The organism is Staphylococcus sp. MZ3, from assembly GCF_018622755.1.
GTDB lineage: Bacteria > Bacillota > Bacilli > Staphylococcales > Staphylococcaceae > Staphylococcus > Staphylococcus aureus.
The window spans coordinates 790,404-806,763 of record NZ_CP076026.1; the positions used below are offsets into that span (position 1 = coordinate 790,404).

At 33.2% G+C, this 16,360-nt stretch carries 14 protein-coding genes; 13 read left to right on the forward strand and 1 reads right to left on the reverse strand.

The window, feature by feature from the left end; genetic code table 11:
- Positions 1-32 precede the first annotated feature (32 nt).
- The gene (locus KI230_RS03710) at positions 33-674 is read right to left on the reverse strand and encodes a YigZ family protein (protein ID WP_000192949.1); all 642 of its coding nucleotides are present in this window, start codon (positions 672-674) and stop codon (positions 33-35) included.
- Between the two features lie 143 nt (positions 675-817).
- Between KI230_RS03710 and fakB1 the strand changes: the two genes are divergently transcribed.
- The 13 genes from fakB1 to uvrA all read left to right on the forward strand — a co-directional run bounded on the left by fakB1 (position 818) and on the right by uvrA (position 16,350).
- On the forward strand, positions 818-1,684 hold the full coding sequence (fakB1, locus tag KI230_RS03715) for a fatty acid kinase binding subunit FakB1 (protein WP_000686342.1): 867 nt from the start codon (positions 818-820) through the stop codon (positions 1,682-1,684).
- A gap of 156 nt (positions 1,685-1,840) precedes the next feature.
- Positions 1,841-3,130: a DEAD/DEAH box helicase family protein gene (locus tag KI230_RS03720; protein ID WP_487795071.1), complete on the forward strand. Its 1,290-nt coding sequence runs from the start codon at positions 1,841-1,843 to the stop codon at positions 3,128-3,130.
- Positions 3,123-3,797, forward strand: coding sequence for a ComF family protein (locus KI230_RS03725; RefSeq protein ID WP_001057965.1), 675 nt, complete (start codon positions 3,123-3,125; stop codon positions 3,795-3,797). The genes KI230_RS03720 and KI230_RS03725 overlap by 8 nt, the downstream gene beginning before the upstream one ends.
- 60 nt (positions 3,798-3,857) lie before the next feature.
- Positions 3,858-4,430, forward strand: a complete 573-nt coding sequence (hpf, locus tag KI230_RS03730; protein ID WP_000617735.1) for a ribosome hibernation-promoting factor, HPF/YfiA family — start codon at positions 3,858-3,860, stop codon at positions 4,428-4,430.
- A gap of 413 nt (positions 4,431-4,843) precedes the next feature.
- Complete coding sequence (gene secA, locus KI230_RS03735; protein WP_000506531.1) at positions 4,844-7,375, forward strand: preprotein translocase subunit SecA; 2,532 nt, start codon at positions 4,844-4,846, stop codon at positions 7,373-7,375.
- 41 nt (positions 7,376-7,416) lie between these two features.
- A complete protein-coding gene (locus KI230_RS03740; RefSeq protein WP_001790092.1) occupies positions 7,417-7,521 on the forward strand; it encodes a hypothetical protein in 105 nt (34 codons plus the stop codon).
- 168 nt (positions 7,522-7,689) lie between these two features.
- Positions 7,690-8,800, forward strand: a protein-coding gene (gene prfB, locus KI230_RS03745) for a peptide chain release factor 2 (RefSeq protein WP_214958323.1) whose coding sequence is annotated in 2 segments (ribosomal slippage) — positions 7,690-7,761 and positions 7,763-8,800 — 1,110 coding nt in all. Because the reading frame shifts where the segments join, the coding sequence is not laid out codon by codon here.
- 290 nt (positions 8,801-9,090) lie between these two features.
- Positions 9,091-9,198, forward strand: a complete 108-nt coding sequence (locus KI230_RS03750) for a hypothetical protein (protein ID WP_072384807.1) — start codon at positions 9,091-9,093, stop codon at positions 9,196-9,198.
- 147 nt (positions 9,199-9,345) lie between these two features.
- Positions 9,346-10,185 (forward strand): CHAP domain-containing protein, encoded by an 840-nt coding sequence (locus tag KI230_RS03755; RefSeq protein ID WP_000749383.1) that lies wholly within the window; start codon positions 9,346-9,348, stop codon positions 10,183-10,185.
- A 173-nt stretch (positions 10,186-10,358) separates the two neighbouring features.
- Positions 10,359-11,009: a YfbR-like 5'-deoxynucleotidase gene (locus KI230_RS03760; protein ID WP_000538141.1), complete on the forward strand. Its 651-nt coding sequence runs from the start codon at positions 10,359-10,361 to the stop codon at positions 11,007-11,009.
- A complete protein-coding gene (locus tag KI230_RS03765; protein ID WP_000638417.1) occupies positions 11,006-11,242 on the forward strand; it encodes a CsbA family protein in 237 nt (78 codons plus the stop codon). Before KI230_RS03760 ends, KI230_RS03765 begins: the two co-directional genes overlap by 4 nt.
- Before the next feature lie 268 nt (positions 11,243-11,510).
- Entirely contained in the window at positions 11,511-13,496 is a 1,986-nt protein-coding gene (uvrB, locus tag KI230_RS03770; protein WP_000229253.1) for an excinuclease ABC subunit UvrB, read from the forward strand.
- A gap of 7 nt (positions 13,497-13,503) precedes the next feature.
- Positions 13,504-16,350, forward strand: a complete 2,847-nt coding sequence (gene uvrA / locus KI230_RS03775; RefSeq protein WP_000662681.1) for an excinuclease ABC subunit UvrA — start codon at positions 13,504-13,506, stop codon at positions 16,348-16,350.
- Positions 16,351-16,360: the final 10 nt, after the last annotated feature.

Genomic DNA, 16,360 nt, shown 5'->3' on the forward strand with positions numbered 1-16,360 from the left:
TATTTACCGTCTTATGATAGTGCTTTTTATTTTTATTCAGTTGGTATATCGAAAGGTAACTGCTTTGGAGTTTCTTCAGTCAAATCGAAATTTCCTGCAGTCATTTGATTTAAAAAGTTAATAAACGCTTCATAGTCACTTTTAACGACATCGATATAGTAGCTTACCTTATCAGTGTAAGTTTGGTTTCTTAACATAAAATGAGTTGAAGCTAATTCATATTCAAATTTACCAGTTTGATCATAATTCAGTGTTACTATACATGGTACTGCTTCTCGTAGTTCGACACGTCCGACATCATAAATGACGTCTCTAACAGCACCGCTATAGGCGCGAATTAAACCGCCACCACCTAATTTAATACCACCAAAATATCTTGTTACTACGACACACGCATTATGAACATCGAGCTTTTTTAATATGTCTAACATTGGGACACCGGCAGTTCCTGTCGGTTCACCGTCATCATTCGCTTTTTGAATATTCATTTCAGGTCCAATAGTATATGCAGAACAATTATGAGTGGCATCTTTATGTTCTTTTTTTATTGCAGCAATAAATGCTTTAGCTTCATCTTCATTTTGAACAGGTTTGATATGAGCAATGAATCTTGATTTACTAATCACATTTTCAATAATGTGTTCTTTTTTAACAGTAATGATATTTTGTGTCATAATAACTCCTTAATTCATAAGCTTAAGATTATTTAATCTTCATTATACACTGAAAATGACATGACTATAAATCGTTTGATTGCCATTTTCTTTTTAACTGAAATATTGTATCATTGCTATGAGTATATTTTAGGAGGACGACTATGAAAATTGCTGTGATGACCGATTCTACAAGTTATCTGTCGCAGGACTTAATCGATAAATATAATATTCAAATAGCGCCATTAAGTGTGACTTTTGATGATGGGAAGAACTTTACAGAAAGTAATGAAATAGCAATTGAAGAATTTTATAATAAAATGGCATCGTCTCAAACGATTCCAACAACAAGCCAACCAGCAATTGGCGAATGGATTACTAAATATGAAATGCTAAGAGATCAGGGTTACACAGATATCATTGTCATTTGCTTATCCAGTGGGATTAGTGGAAGTTATCAATCTAGTTATCAAGCAGGGGAAATGGTTGAAGGTGTTAATGTACATGCATTTGATAGTAAGCTTGCAGCAATGATTGAAGGATGTTATGTATTACGTGCTATTGAAATGGTTGAAGAAGGATACGAACCACAGCAAATTATTGATGATTTAACTAATATGCGTGAACACACAGGTGCATATTTAATTGTTGATGACTTAAAGAATTTACAAAAAAGTGGTCGAATTACTGGTGCTCAAGCATGGGTTGGAACATTATTGAAAATGAAGCCAGTTCTTAAGTTTGAAGATGGCAAGATTATACCAGAAGAAAAAGTTCGTACTAAAAAGCGTGCCATTCAAACATTAGAAAAGAAAGTATTAGATATTGTAAAAGACTTTGAAGAAGTAACTTTATTTGTCATAAATGGAGATCATTTCGAAGATGGTCAAGCGTTATACAAAAAGTTACAAGATGATTGTCCTTCAGCTTATCAAGTAGCATACTCTGAGTTTGGTCCAGTTGTTGCAGCACATTTAGGTTCTGGTGGATTAGGTTTAGGCTATGTTGGCAGAAAAATAAGATTAACATAATTATAAAATTTTAATAAAAGAGTCTATATTGTAATTGGAAATTATCTCTCGTATACATGGCTTTAAATGTTCATCATTTGAAAGCCAAAATGCTAAAGATATAAGAAAATCATTATAATATTAGGCTCTTTTTTACGTTGAAATGAGGTTTTAAGCATTAAACATTACGGGAAATTAATTCATCCTCAAACTTCACTTACTAATGAAAAAATTAAAAAAGAAGTAACAGGTGTCATCAAACAAAATTCAAACTATTATTGTGTTCAATGTGAAAGTACAAATCCAAAGCATTTTTATCAGTATGCTTCCTCAGTACATTCCAAGAAAATTGTATATTGCAGAAATTGTATATCACTGGGTCGAATGGATAATGTAACAAGATATAAAATAACAGAGAGTTCGCAAAGTTCATCACAAGCATATTATCATCTCTCATTTGAATTGTCGGAACAGCAGTCTTATGCCTCAGAACATATTGTTCGAGCCATTAGAAAGAGACAAACGATTTTGTTATATGCCGTAACAGGTGCAGGTAAGACAGAAATGATGTTTCAAGGCATTCAATATGCAAGAATACAGGGAGATAATATAGCTATTGTGTCACCACGTGTAGATGTTGTTGTAGAAATTAGTAAACGTATTAAAGACGCATTTCTTAATGAAGATATAGACATACTACACCAGCAATCAAGACAACAATTTGAAGGGCATTTTGTTGTATGCACAGTGCATCAACTTTACCGATTCAAACAGCACTTTGATACTATTTTTATTGATGAAGTCGATGCCTTTCCTTTATCAATGGATAAAAATCTACAACAAGCATTGAAGTCATCTTCTAAAGTTGAACATGCAACAATTTATATGACAGCAACACCACCGAAACAACTTCTGTCAGAGATTCCCCACGAAAATATAATTAAATTGCCAGCTCGCTTTCATAAAAAATCACTTCCAGTTCCTAAATATCGTTATTTCAAACTTAATAATAATAAGATTCAGAAAATGTTATACCGAATTTTACAAGATCAAATTAATAATCAACGTTATACACTGGTGTTTTTTAACAATATAGAAACAATGATTAAAACATTTTCGGTTTATAAGCAGAAAATTACTAAATTAACATACGTCCATAGCGAGGATGTTTTTCGCTTTGAAAAAGTTGAACAATTAAGGAATGGACATTTCGATGTCATTTTTACTACGACAATATTAGAACGTGGATTTACAATGGCAAATTTGGATGTTGTTGTTATCGATGCACATCAATATACTCAAGAGGCTTTAATACAAATTGCTGGACGTGTTGGACGAAAATTAGAATGTCCTACTGGAAAAGTATTGTTTTTCCATGAAGGAGTAAGTATGAATATGATTCAAGCTAAAAAAGAGATTCAAAGGATGAACAAATTAGCATTAAAAAGAGGTTGGATTGATGAATAATTGTTTGAGTTGTGGTGCTAAGTTATATGAAAATATAACCATTTATAATTTGTTCAAGAAACCTAATAGATTATGTGACAGATGCAAAGAGAATTGGGACAATATTAAACTTGATATTAAAGCAAGGCGATGTTCAAGGTGCTTAAAACACTTAAATCAAGATGAAGCGTATTGTTTAGACTGCAAGTTTCTATCGGCACACTTTAATTTAATGGAACAATTATATTGTCAATTTCAATATGACGGTTTAATGAAAGAGATGATACATCAGTATAAATTTTTGAAAGACTATTATTTATGTGAATTATTGGCACATTTGATTGAAATACCACAAACATCTTATGACTATATTGTGCCAATTCCTTCTTCGCCGGCACATGATTTATCTAGAACATTTAACCCGGTAGAAGCAGTACTAAAAGCTAAAGGGATTCGCTTTGATAAGATTTTAAAGATGTCAAATAGACCAAAACAGTCTCATTTAACTAAGAAAGAGCGTCTGGCAGATGAAAATCCATTTATTATTGATACGGAATTAGATTTAAATGGCAAGGAAATATTACTCGTTGACGATATTTATACAACTGGATTAACAATTCATCGTGCAGGGTGTAAATTATATGCTAAAAATATCAGAAAATTCAAAGTGTTTGCGTTTGCACGATAGCGTAAAAATGTTAAAATATAATAAAGAGTTACCAATAAAGAGGTTTAAGGAGAGATTACTATGATTAGATTTGAAATTCATGGAGATAACCTCACTATCACAGATGCTATTCGCAACTATATTGAGGAAAAAATTGGTAAGTTGGAACGTTATTTTAATGACGTACCAAATGCAGTGGCGCATGTTAAAGTTAAAACTTATTCAAATTCAGCTACTAAAATTGAAGTAACAATTCCATTGAAAAATGTTACGTTAAGAGCTGAAGAGCGAAACGATGATTTATACGCAGGTATTGATTTAATTAATAATAAACTTGAAAGACAAGTTCGAAAATATAAAACACGTATTAATCGTAAGAGCCGTGATCGAGGAGATCAAGAAGTGTTTGTTGCCGAATTACAAGAAATGCAAGAAACACAAGTTGATAATGACGCTTACGATGATAACGAGATAGAAATTATTCGTTCAAAAGAATTCAGCTTAAAACCAATGGATTCAGAAGAAGCGGTATTACAAATGAATCTATTAGGTCATGACTTCTTTGTATTCACAGACAGAGAAACTGATGGAACAAGTATCGTTTACCGCCGTAAAGACGGTAAATATGGCTTGATTCAAACTAGTGAACAATAAATTAAGTTTAAAGCACTTGTGTTTTTGCACAAGTGCTTTTTTATACTCCAAAAGCAAATTATGACTATTTCATAGTTCGATAATGTAATTTGTTGAATGAAACATAGTGACTATGCTAATGTTAATGGATGTATATATTTGAATGTTAAGTTAATAATAGTATGTCAGTCTATTGTATAGTCCGAGTCGAAAATCGTAAAATATTTATAATATAATTTATTAGGAAGTATAATTGCGTATTGAGAATATATTTATTAGTGATAAACTTGTTGACAACAGAATGTGAATGAAGTATGTCATAAATATATTTATATTGATTCTACAAATGAGTAAATAAGTATAATTTTCTAACTATAAATGATAAGATATATTGTTGTAGGCCAAACAGTTTTTTAGCTAAAGGAGCGAACGAAATGGGATTTTTATCAAAAATTCTTGATGGCAATAATAAAGAAATTAAACAGTTAGGTAAACTTGCTGATAAAGTAATCGCTTTAGAAGAAAAAACGGCAATTTTAACTGATGAAGAAATTCGTAATAAAACGAAACAATTCCAAACAGAATTAGCTGACATTGATAATGTCAAAAAGCAAAATGATTATTTAGATAAAATTTTACCAGAAGCATATGCACTTGTTAGAGAAGGCTCTAAACGTGTATTCAATATGACACCATATAAAGTTCAAATTATGGGTGGTATTGCAATTCATAAAGGTGATATCGCTGAGATGAGAACAGGTGAAGGTAAAACATTAACAGCGACAATGCCAACATACTTAAATGCATTAGCTGGTAGAGGTGTTCACGTTATTACAGTCAATGAATACTTATCAAGTGTTCAAAGTGAAGAAATGGCTGAGTTATATAACTTCTTAGGTTTGACTGTCGGATTAAACTTAAACAGTAAGACGACAGAAGAAAAACGTGAAGCATACGCACAAGACATTACTTACAGTACTAATAATGAGCTAGGTTTTGATTACTTACGAGATAACATGGTGAATTATTCTGAAGATAGAGTAATGCGTCCATTACATTTTGCAATCATTGATGAGGTTGACTCAATTTTAATCGACGAGGCACGTACGCCATTAATTATTTCTGGTGAAGCTGAAAAGTCAACGTCACTTTATACACAAGCAAATGTATTTGCGAAAATGTTAAAACAGGACGAAGATTATAAATACGATGAAAAAACGAAAGCTGTACATTTAACAGAACAAGGTGCGGATAAAGCTGAACGTATGTTCAAAGTTGAAAACTTATATGATGTACAAAATGTTGATGTTATTAGTCATATCAACACAGCTTTACGTGCGCACGTTACATTACAACGTGACGTAGACTATATGGTTGTTGATGGCGAAGTATTAATTGTCGATCAATTTACAGGACGTACAATGCCAGGCCGTCGTTTCTCGGAAGGTTTACACCAAGCTATTGAAGCGAAGGAAGGCGTTCAAATTCAAAATGAATCTAAAACTATGGCGTCTATTACATTCCAAAACTATTTCAGAATGTACAATAAACTTGCGGGTATGACAGGTACAGCTAAAACTGAAGAAGAAGAATTTAGAAATATTTATAACATGACAGTAACTCAAATTCCGACAAATAAACCTGTGCAACGTAACGATAAGTCTGATTTAATTTACATTAGCCAAAAAGGTAAATTTGATGCAGTAGTAGAAGATGTTGTTGAAAAACACAAGGCAGGGCAACCAGTGCTATTAGGTACTGTTGCAGTTGAGACTTCTGAATATATTTCAAATTTACTTAAAAAACGTGGTATCCGTCATGATGTGTTAAATGCGAAAAATCATGAACGTGAAGCTGAAATTGTTGCAGGCGCTGGACAAAAAGGTGCCGTTACTATTGCCACTAACATGGCTGGTCGTGGTACAGATATCAAATTAGGTGAAGGCGTAGAGGAATTAGGCGGTTTAGCAGTAATAGGTACAGAGCGACATGAATCTCGTCGTATTGATGACCAGTTACGTGGTCGTTCTGGACGTCAAGGTGATAAAGGGGATAGTCGCTTCTATTTATCATTACAAGATGAATTAATGATTCGTTTTGGTTCTGAACGTTTACAGAAAATGATGAGCCGACTAGGTTTAGATGACTCTACACCAATTGAATCAAAAATGGTATCAAGAGCTGTAGAATCAGCACAAAAACGTGTAGAAGGTAATAACTTCGACGCGCGTAAACGTATCTTAGAATACGATGAAGTATTACGTAAACAACGTGAAATTATCTATAACGAAAGAAATAGTATTATTGATGAAGAAGACAGCTCTCAAGTTGTAGATGCAATGCTACGTTCAACGTTACAACGTAGTATCAATTACTATATTAATACAGCAGATGACGAGCCTGAATATCAACCATTCATCGACTACATTAATGACATCTTCTTACAAGAAGGTGACATTACAGAGGATGATATCAAAGGTAAAGATGCTGAAGATATTTTCGAAGTCGTTTGGGCTAAGATTGAAGCAGCATATCAAAGTCAAAAAGATATCTTAGAAGAACAAATGAATGAGTTTGAGCGTATGATTTTACTTCGTTCTATTGATAGCCATTGGACTGATCATATCGACACAATGGATCAATTACGTCAAGGTATTCACTTACGTTCTTATGCACAGCAAAATCCATTACGTGACTATCAAAATGAAGGTCATGAATTATTTGATATCATGATGCAAAATATTGAAGAAGATACTTGTAAATTCATTTTAAAATCTGTAGTACAAGTTGAAGATAATATTGAACGTGAAAAAACAACAGAGTTTGGTGAAGCGAAGCACGTTTCAGCTGAAGATGGTAAAGAAAAAGTGAAACCGAAACCAATCGTTAAAGGCGATCAAGTTGGTCGTAACGATGATTGTCCATGTGGTAGTGGTAAAAAATTCAAAAATTGCCATGGAAAATAAATGATATAAAATAACTCCTTCCAATTAAACACCTATAGTTTGTGTTATGGGAGGAGTCTTTTTATTTTACAAGCGTTAAATACTTTAAAAAATGTGAAGAAGTTGTTAAACGTTGTTATGTACTTAGTTTTAAAAAATCGGTTTAGGCATATGTCGATGATAAATGTACTGATTTTTAACAATAAATGCATAAACTAATTGTCAGTGTGCTTATATTTCTTAACATTGTTATTTAACAAAATTATGTTAAAATTTAGCATTATAAAAGATGCAAATCAATGACTTGAATTGAAATATAAATAGGAGCGAATGCTATGGACTTATCAGAAATCAAACGAAATATAGATAAGTATAATCAAGATTTAACACAAATTAGGGGGTCTCTTTGACTTAGAGAACAAAGAAACTAATATCCAAGAATATGAAGAAATGATGGCAGAACCTAATTTTTGGGATAACCAAACGAAAGCGCAAGATATTATAGATAAAAATAATGCGTTAAAAGCAATAGTTAATGGTTATAAAACACTACAAGCAGAAGTAGATGACATGGATGCTACTTGGGATTTATTACAAGAAGAATTTGATGAAGAAATGAAAGAAGACTTAGAGCAAGAGGTCATTAATTTTAAGGCTAAAGTGGATGAATACGAATTGCAATTATTATTAGATGGGCCTCACGATGCCAATAACGCAATTCTAGAGTTACATCCTGGTGCAGGTGGCACGGAGTCTCAAGATTGGGCTAATATGCTATTTAGAATGTATCAACGTTATTGTGAGAAGAAAGGCTTTAAAGTTGAAACTGTTGATTATCTACCTGGGGATGAAGCGGGGATTAAAAGTGTAACATTGCTCATCAAAGGGCATAATGCTTATGGTTATTTAAAAGCTGAAAAAGGTGTACACCGACTAGTACGAATTTCTCCATTTGATTCATCAGGACGTCGTCATACATCATTTGCATCATGCGACGTGATTCCAGATTTTAATAATGATGAAATAGAGATTGAAATCAATCCGGATGATATTACAGTTGATACATTCAGAGCTTCTGGTGCAGGTGGTCAGCATATTAACAAAACTGAATCGGCAATACGAATTACCCACCACCCCTCAGGTATAGTTGTTAATAACCAAAATGAACGTTCTCAAATTAAAAACCGTGAAGCAGCTATGAAAATGTTAAAGTCTAAATTATATCAATTAAAATTGGAAGAGCAGGCACGTGAAATGGCTGAAATTCGTGGCGAACAAAAAGAAATCGGCTGGGGAAGCCAAATTAGATCATATGTTTTCCATCCATACTCAATGGTGAAAGATCATCGTACGAACGAAGAAACAGGTAAGGTTGATGCAGTGATGGATGGAGACATTGGACCATTTATCGAATCATATTTAAGACAGACAATGTCGCACGATTAATATATTTTTTAAGGGAGTGGGACAGAAATGATATTTTCGAAAAATTTATTTCGTCGTCCCACCCCGGCAAGGTTGACTAGAATTGAAAAAAGCTTGTTACAAGCGTATTTTCGTTCAGTCAACTACTGCCAATATAACTTTGTAGAGCATTGAACATTGATTTATGTCTCAGGCTCTTTGATTTTTTTAAAGGTAGCGAAATAAATTGTAAATTAGATTTTGGAATATGATTTGTTTATGAATATTTAAGTACAATTCGGTAGATAGGGTTAGAATATATTTTTTAAAAGTTGTGTTTGTTAAAACAACATATGCAGTGTGCATTTAGTAATATTACCTATGACGATTTTCAAGGTATTGAATTAATTATTGAAAACGTTCTCAATTACATGGTATGAATACATTTTACACCATGATAAAAGGTTGTATTCTTTTTATATTGTTAACCATTTGATTACATCGTTATAACAATAGCTTTTGACAAAATGTATTGTGCTATAGTATTTGCATACTTAAAATACTAACAGCAAAGGAATGACAGCAAGATGAAAAAATCTCTTACAGTGACGGTTTCGTCAGTGTTAGCTTTTTTAGCTTTAAATAATGCAGCACATGCACAACAACATGGCACACAAGTAAAAACACCTGTTCAACATAATTATGTATCAAATGTTCAAGCACAAACGCAATCACCGACAACTTATACAGTAGTTGCTGGCGATTCATTATATAAGATTGCTTTAGAGCATCACTTAACGTTGAATCAATTATATTCATACAATCCTGGTGTAACACCTTTAATTTTTCCTGGTGACGTGATTTCACTTGTGCCTCAAAATAAAGTGAAACAAACTAAAGCGGTTAAAACACCAGTAAGAAAAGCAAGCCAAGCTAAAAAGGTAGTAAAACAACCTGTACAACAAGCGTCTAAAAAAGTAGTAGTTAAGCAAGCACCTAAGCAAGCAGTAGCTAAGACAGTTAATGTAGCATATAAACCTGCTCAAGTACAAAAATCAGTACCAACTGTACCTGTTGCACATAACTACAATAAATCAGTTGCTAACAGAGGAAACTTATATGCTTATGGAAACTGCACATATTATGCTTTCGATCGTCGTGCACAATTAGGTAGAAGTATAGGAAGTTTATGGGGCAATGCAAATAACTGGAATTACGCAGCAAAAGTTGCAGGATTTAAAGTAGATAAAACACCAGAAGTTGGCGCTATTTTCCAAACAGCTGCTGGCCCATATGGACATGTTGGTGTTGTTGAATCTGTAAACCCTAATGGAACAATTACTGTTTCGGAAATGAACTATGCTGGATTTAATGTTAAATCTTCAAGAACAATTTTAAATCCAGGAAAATATAATTACATCCACTAAGTAATATATCAAGACAAGACTATCCTCTTAGCCTGTTTAAGTAACAGGTTGAGAGGATTTTTTGGTATCATTTAATCAGAGTTATATAAAGAAGATATTTAAATGATATTTAATTGATTGATATGTAAAAAGAAAGTATAATTTATGATTAATTAATGGAGGAGGTAATTGAAATGGGTGTACATCAATATTTTAAAAGATTATCAGATATGGAAAGACTTATAAGATTACCTGGAAAATTTAAATATTTTGAACACAATGTTGCAGCACACTCCTTTAAAGTAACTAAAATTGCTCAATATCTAGCAACAGTTGAAGAATATCATGGACGAAAGATTAATTGGAAAAGCTTATATGAAAAAGCATTAAATCATGATTTCGCCGAAGTGTTTACTGGTGATATAAAAACACCTGTTAAATATGCGAGTAGTGAATTAAAAAAATTATTTTCGCAAGTTGAAGAAGAAATGGTAGAGACCTTTATTGAAGAAGAAATTCCATTACAATATAGAGATGTTTATAAGCAACGACTGCAAGAAGGTAAAGATGATTCATTAGAAGGCCAAATACTTTCAGTTGCTGATAAAATTGATTTGCTTTATGAAACATTTGGAGAAATACAAAAACGTAATCCCGAAGAATTATTTTTCGAAATTTATGAAATGAGTCTAGAAACAATTATTCAATTTGACCATTTAGCATCTGTACAAGATTTTATTAATAATATCATTCCAGAAATGTTGACTGAAAACTTTATACCTAGAACAGAATTAAGAGAAACAACCATGAACATTTTAAATAAAAGAAAAGAGGAAAATGAATGATATGGTATTTTAGCGCAGCATTCTTTCCATGTGTCTTGGTAGTAATATTTAGTGTAATAACAAGAAGTAAATGGGTCGGTACTATTCTGACATTAATTTTAATTGGTGCCTCAATCTATAAAGAGTATTTCCATAACGAGTGGATTATTTTTATTGATGTAGTGTCATTATTAGCTGGTTATTTAATTATAGATCAACTCGAATTTCATAAACATCAAGATGAAGATCGCTAAGATTAACTTTAAAATAATGTTTCAAACAAATTTGTTGAAACAAAATGATGATTAATATAATGTGTATTTACATACTAAAAATAACAAGATAAACGATTTGATTTAAGGCAAGCATAGTTAGCACAACTATGTTTGTTTTTCTTTGTTCGACATTTTTACGAACAAACGTTTGCTTTTTGTGTGACTACTTTGCTAAAATATGTAATGAGAAAGCAAAGAGTTGAGCGGAAATATAAATAATACGTTGAAAGAGGAGGCATATGTGACAATGGTTGAACATTATCCTTTTAAAATACATTCTGATTTTGAGCCTCAAGGTGACCAACCGCAAGCAATTAAAGAAATCGTGGAAGGTATTAAAGCGGGGAAAAGACATCAAACTTTATTAGGTGCTACTGGCACAGGGAAAACATTTACGATGAGTAATGTTATTAAAGAAGTTGGGAAACCAACGTTAATTATCGCGCATAACAAAACATTAGCAGGACAATTATATAGTGAGTTTAAAGAATTTTTTCCTGAAAACAGGGTGGAATACTTTGTAAGTTACTATGATTATTATCAACCAGAGGCATACGTACCGTCTACTGACACTTTTATTGAAAAAGATGCCTCAATCAATGATGAAATTGATCAACTACGACATTCTGCTACAAGTGCATTATTTGAACGCGATGATGTAATTATTATTGCTAGTGTAAGTTGTATATATGGTTTAGGTAATCCTGAAGAATATAAAGATTTAGTAGTAAGTGTTCGAGTTGGTATGGAAATGGATAGAAGTGAATTACTTAGAAAACTTGTAGATGTGCAATATACACGAAATGACATCGATTTCCAACGAGGAACGTTTCGAGTGCGTGGTGATGTAGTTGAAATATTCCCAGCCTCTAAAGAAGAACTTTGTATAAGGGTTGAGTTTTTCGGCGATGAGATTGACCGTATCCGAGAAGTTAACTACCTAACAGGTGAAGTGTTGAAAGAAAGAGAACATTTTGCGATATTCCCAGCTTCTCACTTCGTAACACGTGAAGAAAAGTTGAAAGTTGCGATTGAACGTATTGAAAAAGAATTGGAAGAACGATTGAAAGAATTACGAGATGAGAATAAATTACTAGAAGCGCAAAGGTTAGAACAGCGTACCAACTATGATTTAGAAATGATGCGAGAGATGGGATTCTGTTCAGGAATTGAAAACTATTCCGTACATTTAACTTTGCGACCACTGGGTTCGACACCGTATACTTTATTGGATTACTTTGGCGATGATTGGTTAGTAATGATTGATGAATCACATGTGACATTACCACAAGTTCGAGGCATGTATAACGGAGACAGAGCGCGTAAACAAGTTTTGGTGGATCATGGATTTAGATTACCGAGTGCATTAGATAACCGTCCACTTAAATTTGAAGAATTTGAAGAAAAGACAAAACAACTTGTGTATGTATCTGCAACGCCTGGACCATACGAAATTGAACATACGGATAAGATGGTTGAACAAATTATTCGTCCTACTGGTTTACTGGATCCTAAGATTGAGGTTAGACCTACTGAAAATCAAATTGACGATTTATTAAGTGAAATTCAAACAAGGGTTGAGCGTAATGAACGCGTACTTGTTACAACGCTCACTAAAAAGATGAGTGAAGATTTAACCACATACATGAAAGAAGCGGGTATTAAAGTTAATTATCTGCATTCAGAAATCAAGACATTAGAACGAATCGAAATAATTAGAGACTTACGAATGGGTACATATGATGTTATCGTAGGTATTAATTTATTAAGAGAGGGTATTGATATACCAGAAGTTTCTCTAGTTGTCATATTAGATGCAGATAAAGAAGGATTTTTACGTTCTAACCGCTCATTAATTCAAACAATAGGTAGAGCTGCGCGTAACGATAAAGGTGAAGTCATTATGTATGCCGATAAAATGACTGATTCGATGAAGTATGCAATTGATGAGACACAACGTCGTCGAGAAATACAGATGAAACATAATGAAAAACATGGTATTACACCTAAAACAATTAATAAAAAAATACATGATTTAATTAGTGCTACTGTTGAAAATGACGAAAATAATGACAAAGCACAAACTGTGATACCTAAGAAGATGACGAAAAAAGAACGTCAAAAGACAATCGACAATATAGAAAAAGAAATGAAACAAGCAGCGAAAGATTTAGATTTCGAGAAAGCTACAGAATTAAGAGATATGTTATTTGAATTAAAAGCAGAAGGGTGACAAGTAAATGAAAGAACCATCCATAGTAGTAAAAGGTGCTCGTGCGCATAACTTGAAAGATATTGATATCGAACTACCTAAAAATAAATTAATTGTTATGACAGGTTTATCTGGGTCAGGTAAATCGTCATTAGCATTCGATACTATATATGCTGAAGGACAACGACGTTATGTTGAATCATTAAGTGCCTATGCGCGTCAATTTTTAGGCCAAATGGACAAACCAGATGTTGATACAATTGAAGGATTATCGCCAGCAATTTCAATAGATCAAAAAACAACAAGTAAAAATCCAAGATCAACTGTAGCAACAGTAACAGAAATATATGATTATATACGTTTGTTATATGCACGTGTTGGTAAACCTTACTGTCCAAATCACAATATAGAAATTGAATCGCAAACAGTACAACAAATGGTTGACCGCATTATGGAATTAGAGGCACGTACAAAGATTCAATTATTAGCACCTGTCATCGCTCATCGTAAAGGTAGTCATGAAAAGCTAATCGAAGATATTGGTAAAAAAGGTTATGTACGTTTAAGAATCGATGGCGAAATTGTTGATGTAAATGATGTACCTACTTTAGATAAGAACAAGAATCATACAATAGAAGTTGTTGTAGACCGATTAGTTGTTAAAGATGGAATTGAAACACGACTAGCTGACTCTATAGAAACTGCCTTAGAGCTTTCAGAAGGACAATTAACAGTCGATGTCATTGACGGGGAAGACCTTAAGTTTTCAGAAAGCCATGCTTGTCCTATATGTGGATTTTCAATCGGAGAGTTAGAACCAAGAATGTTTAGCTTTAACAGTCCTTTTGGTGCTTGTCCGACATGTGATGGCTTAGGCCAAAAGTTAACAGTCGATGTAGACTTGGTTGTTCCCGACAAAGATAAGACGCTAAACGAAGGTGCAATAGAACCTTGGATACCGACGAGTTCTGATTTTTATCCAACATTGTTAAAACGTGTTTGTGAAGTTTATAAAATCAATATGGATAAACCTTTTAAAAAGTTAACAGAACGTCAACGTGATATTTTATTGTATGGTTCTGGTGACAAAGAAATTGAATTTACATTTACACAACGTCAAGGTGGTACTAGAAAACGAACAATGGTTTTCGAGGGTGTAGTTCCTAATATAAGTAGACGATTCCATGAATCTCCTTCAGAATATACACGTGAAATGATGAGTAAATATATGACTGAACTACCTTGCGAAACTTGTCATGGAAAGCGATTGAGTCGTGAAGCGTTATCTGTTTATGTAGGTGGTTTAAATATTGGTGAAGTAGTCGAATATTCAATCAGTCAAGCGCTGAACTATTATAAAAACATTGATTTGTCAGAACAAGATCAAGCGATTGCAAATCAAATATTGAAAGAAATTATTTCCCGACTCACTTTTTTAAATAATGTGGGACTTGAATATTTAACGTTAAACAGAGCTTCAGGTACACTTTCAGGTGGTGAAGCACAACGTATTCGATTAGCAACGCAAATTGGGTCGCGTTTGACTGGTGTCTTATATGTATTAGATGAGCCATCAATTGGACTGCATCAAAGAGATAATGATCGATTAATTAATACACTTAAAGAAATGAGAGATTTAGGAAATACTTTAATTGTAGTTGAACACGATGATGATACAATGCGTGCGGCTGATTACTTAGTGGATATAGGTCCTGGTGCTGGTGAACATGGAGGGCAGATTGTGTCTAGTGGTACTCCTCAAAAGGTAATGAAAGATAAAAAATCATTAACAGGACAATACTTGAGTGGTAAGAAACGTATTGAAGTACCTGAATATCGCAGACCGGCTTCAGATCGTAAAATTTCTATACGTGGAGCTAGAAGCAACAATCTTAAAGGGGTTGATGTGGACATACCACTATCAATCATGACGGTTGTTACAGGTGTATCAGGTTCTGGTAAAAGCTCATTAGTAAATGAAGTATTATACAAATCATTAGCTCAAAAAATTAATAAATCTAAAGTAAAGCCAGGATTGTACGATAAGATTGAAGGTATTGATCAACTTGATAAAATTATTGATATTGATCAATCACCGATAGGTAGAACGCCACGCTCTAATCCAGCAACATATACTGGTGTGTTTGATGATATACGTGATGTGTTTGCGCAAACAAATGAAGCTAAAATTCGAGGATATCAAAAAGGTCGTTTTAGTTTTAATGTAAAAGGTGGACGCTGTGAAGCTTGTAAAGGTGACGGTATTATTAAAATTGAAATGCATTTTTTACCTGATGTTTATGTTCCTTGTGAAGTGTGTGATGGTAAACGATATAATCGTGAGACACTAGAGGTTACTTACAAAGGTAAAAATATTGCTGACATTTTAGAAATGACTGTTGAAGAAGCAACACAATTTTTTGAAAATATTCCTAAGATTAAGCGCAAGTTACAAACACTAGTTGATGTTGGTCTTGGATACGTCACATTAGGTCAACAAGCTACAACGTTATCAGGTGGTGAGGCTCAACGTGTGAAACTTGCATCTGAACTTCATAAACGTTCAACTGGTAAATCTATTTATATCCTAGATGAACCGACAACAGGGTTACATGTTGACGATATTAGTAGATTATTAAAAGTATTAAACCGATTAGTTGAAAATGGTGATACTGTTGTAATTATTGAACATAACCTAGATGTTATCAAAACAGCAGACTATATTATAGACTTAGGTCCTGAAGGTGGTAGTGGCGGTGGTACTATTGTTGCGACTGGCACACCCGAAGATATTGCTCAGACAAAGTCATCATATACAGGAAAGTATTTAAAAGAAGTACTTGAACGAGATAAACAAAATACTGAAGATAAATAAGATTAAAAGA

Coding starts and splice junctions, on each gene's coding strand:
- KI230_RS03710 (WP_000192949.1), bottom strand. CDS start 674: ATGACACAAAATATCATTACTGTTAAAAAAGAACACATTATTGAAAAT.
- fakB1 (WP_000686342.1), top strand. CDS start 818: ATGAAAATTGCTGTGATGACCGATTCTACAAGTTATCTGTCGCAGGAC.
- KI230_RS03725 (WP_001057965.1), top strand. CDS start 3,123: ATGAATAATTGTTTGAGTTGTGGTGCTAAGTTATATGAAAATATAACC.
- hpf (WP_000617735.1), top strand. CDS start 3,858: ATGATTAGATTTGAAATTCATGGAGATAACCTCACTATCACAGATGCT.
- secA (WP_000506531.1), top strand. CDS start 4,844: ATGGGATTTTTATCAAAAATTCTTGATGGCAATAATAAAGAAATTAAA.
- KI230_RS03755 (WP_000749383.1), top strand. CDS start 9,346: ATGAAAAAATCTCTTACAGTGACGGTTTCGTCAGTGTTAGCTTTTTTA.
- KI230_RS03760 (WP_000538141.1), top strand. CDS start 10,359: ATGGGTGTACATCAATATTTTAAAAGATTATCAGATATGGAAAGACTT.
- KI230_RS03765 (WP_000638417.1), top strand. CDS start 11,006: ATGATATGGTATTTTAGCGCAGCATTCTTTCCATGTGTCTTGGTAGTA.
- uvrB (WP_000229253.1), top strand. CDS start 11,511: ATGGTTGAACATTATCCTTTTAAAATACATTCTGATTTTGAGCCTCAA.
- uvrA (WP_000662681.1), top strand. CDS start 13,504: ATGAAAGAACCATCCATAGTAGTAAAAGGTGCTCGTGCGCATAACTTG.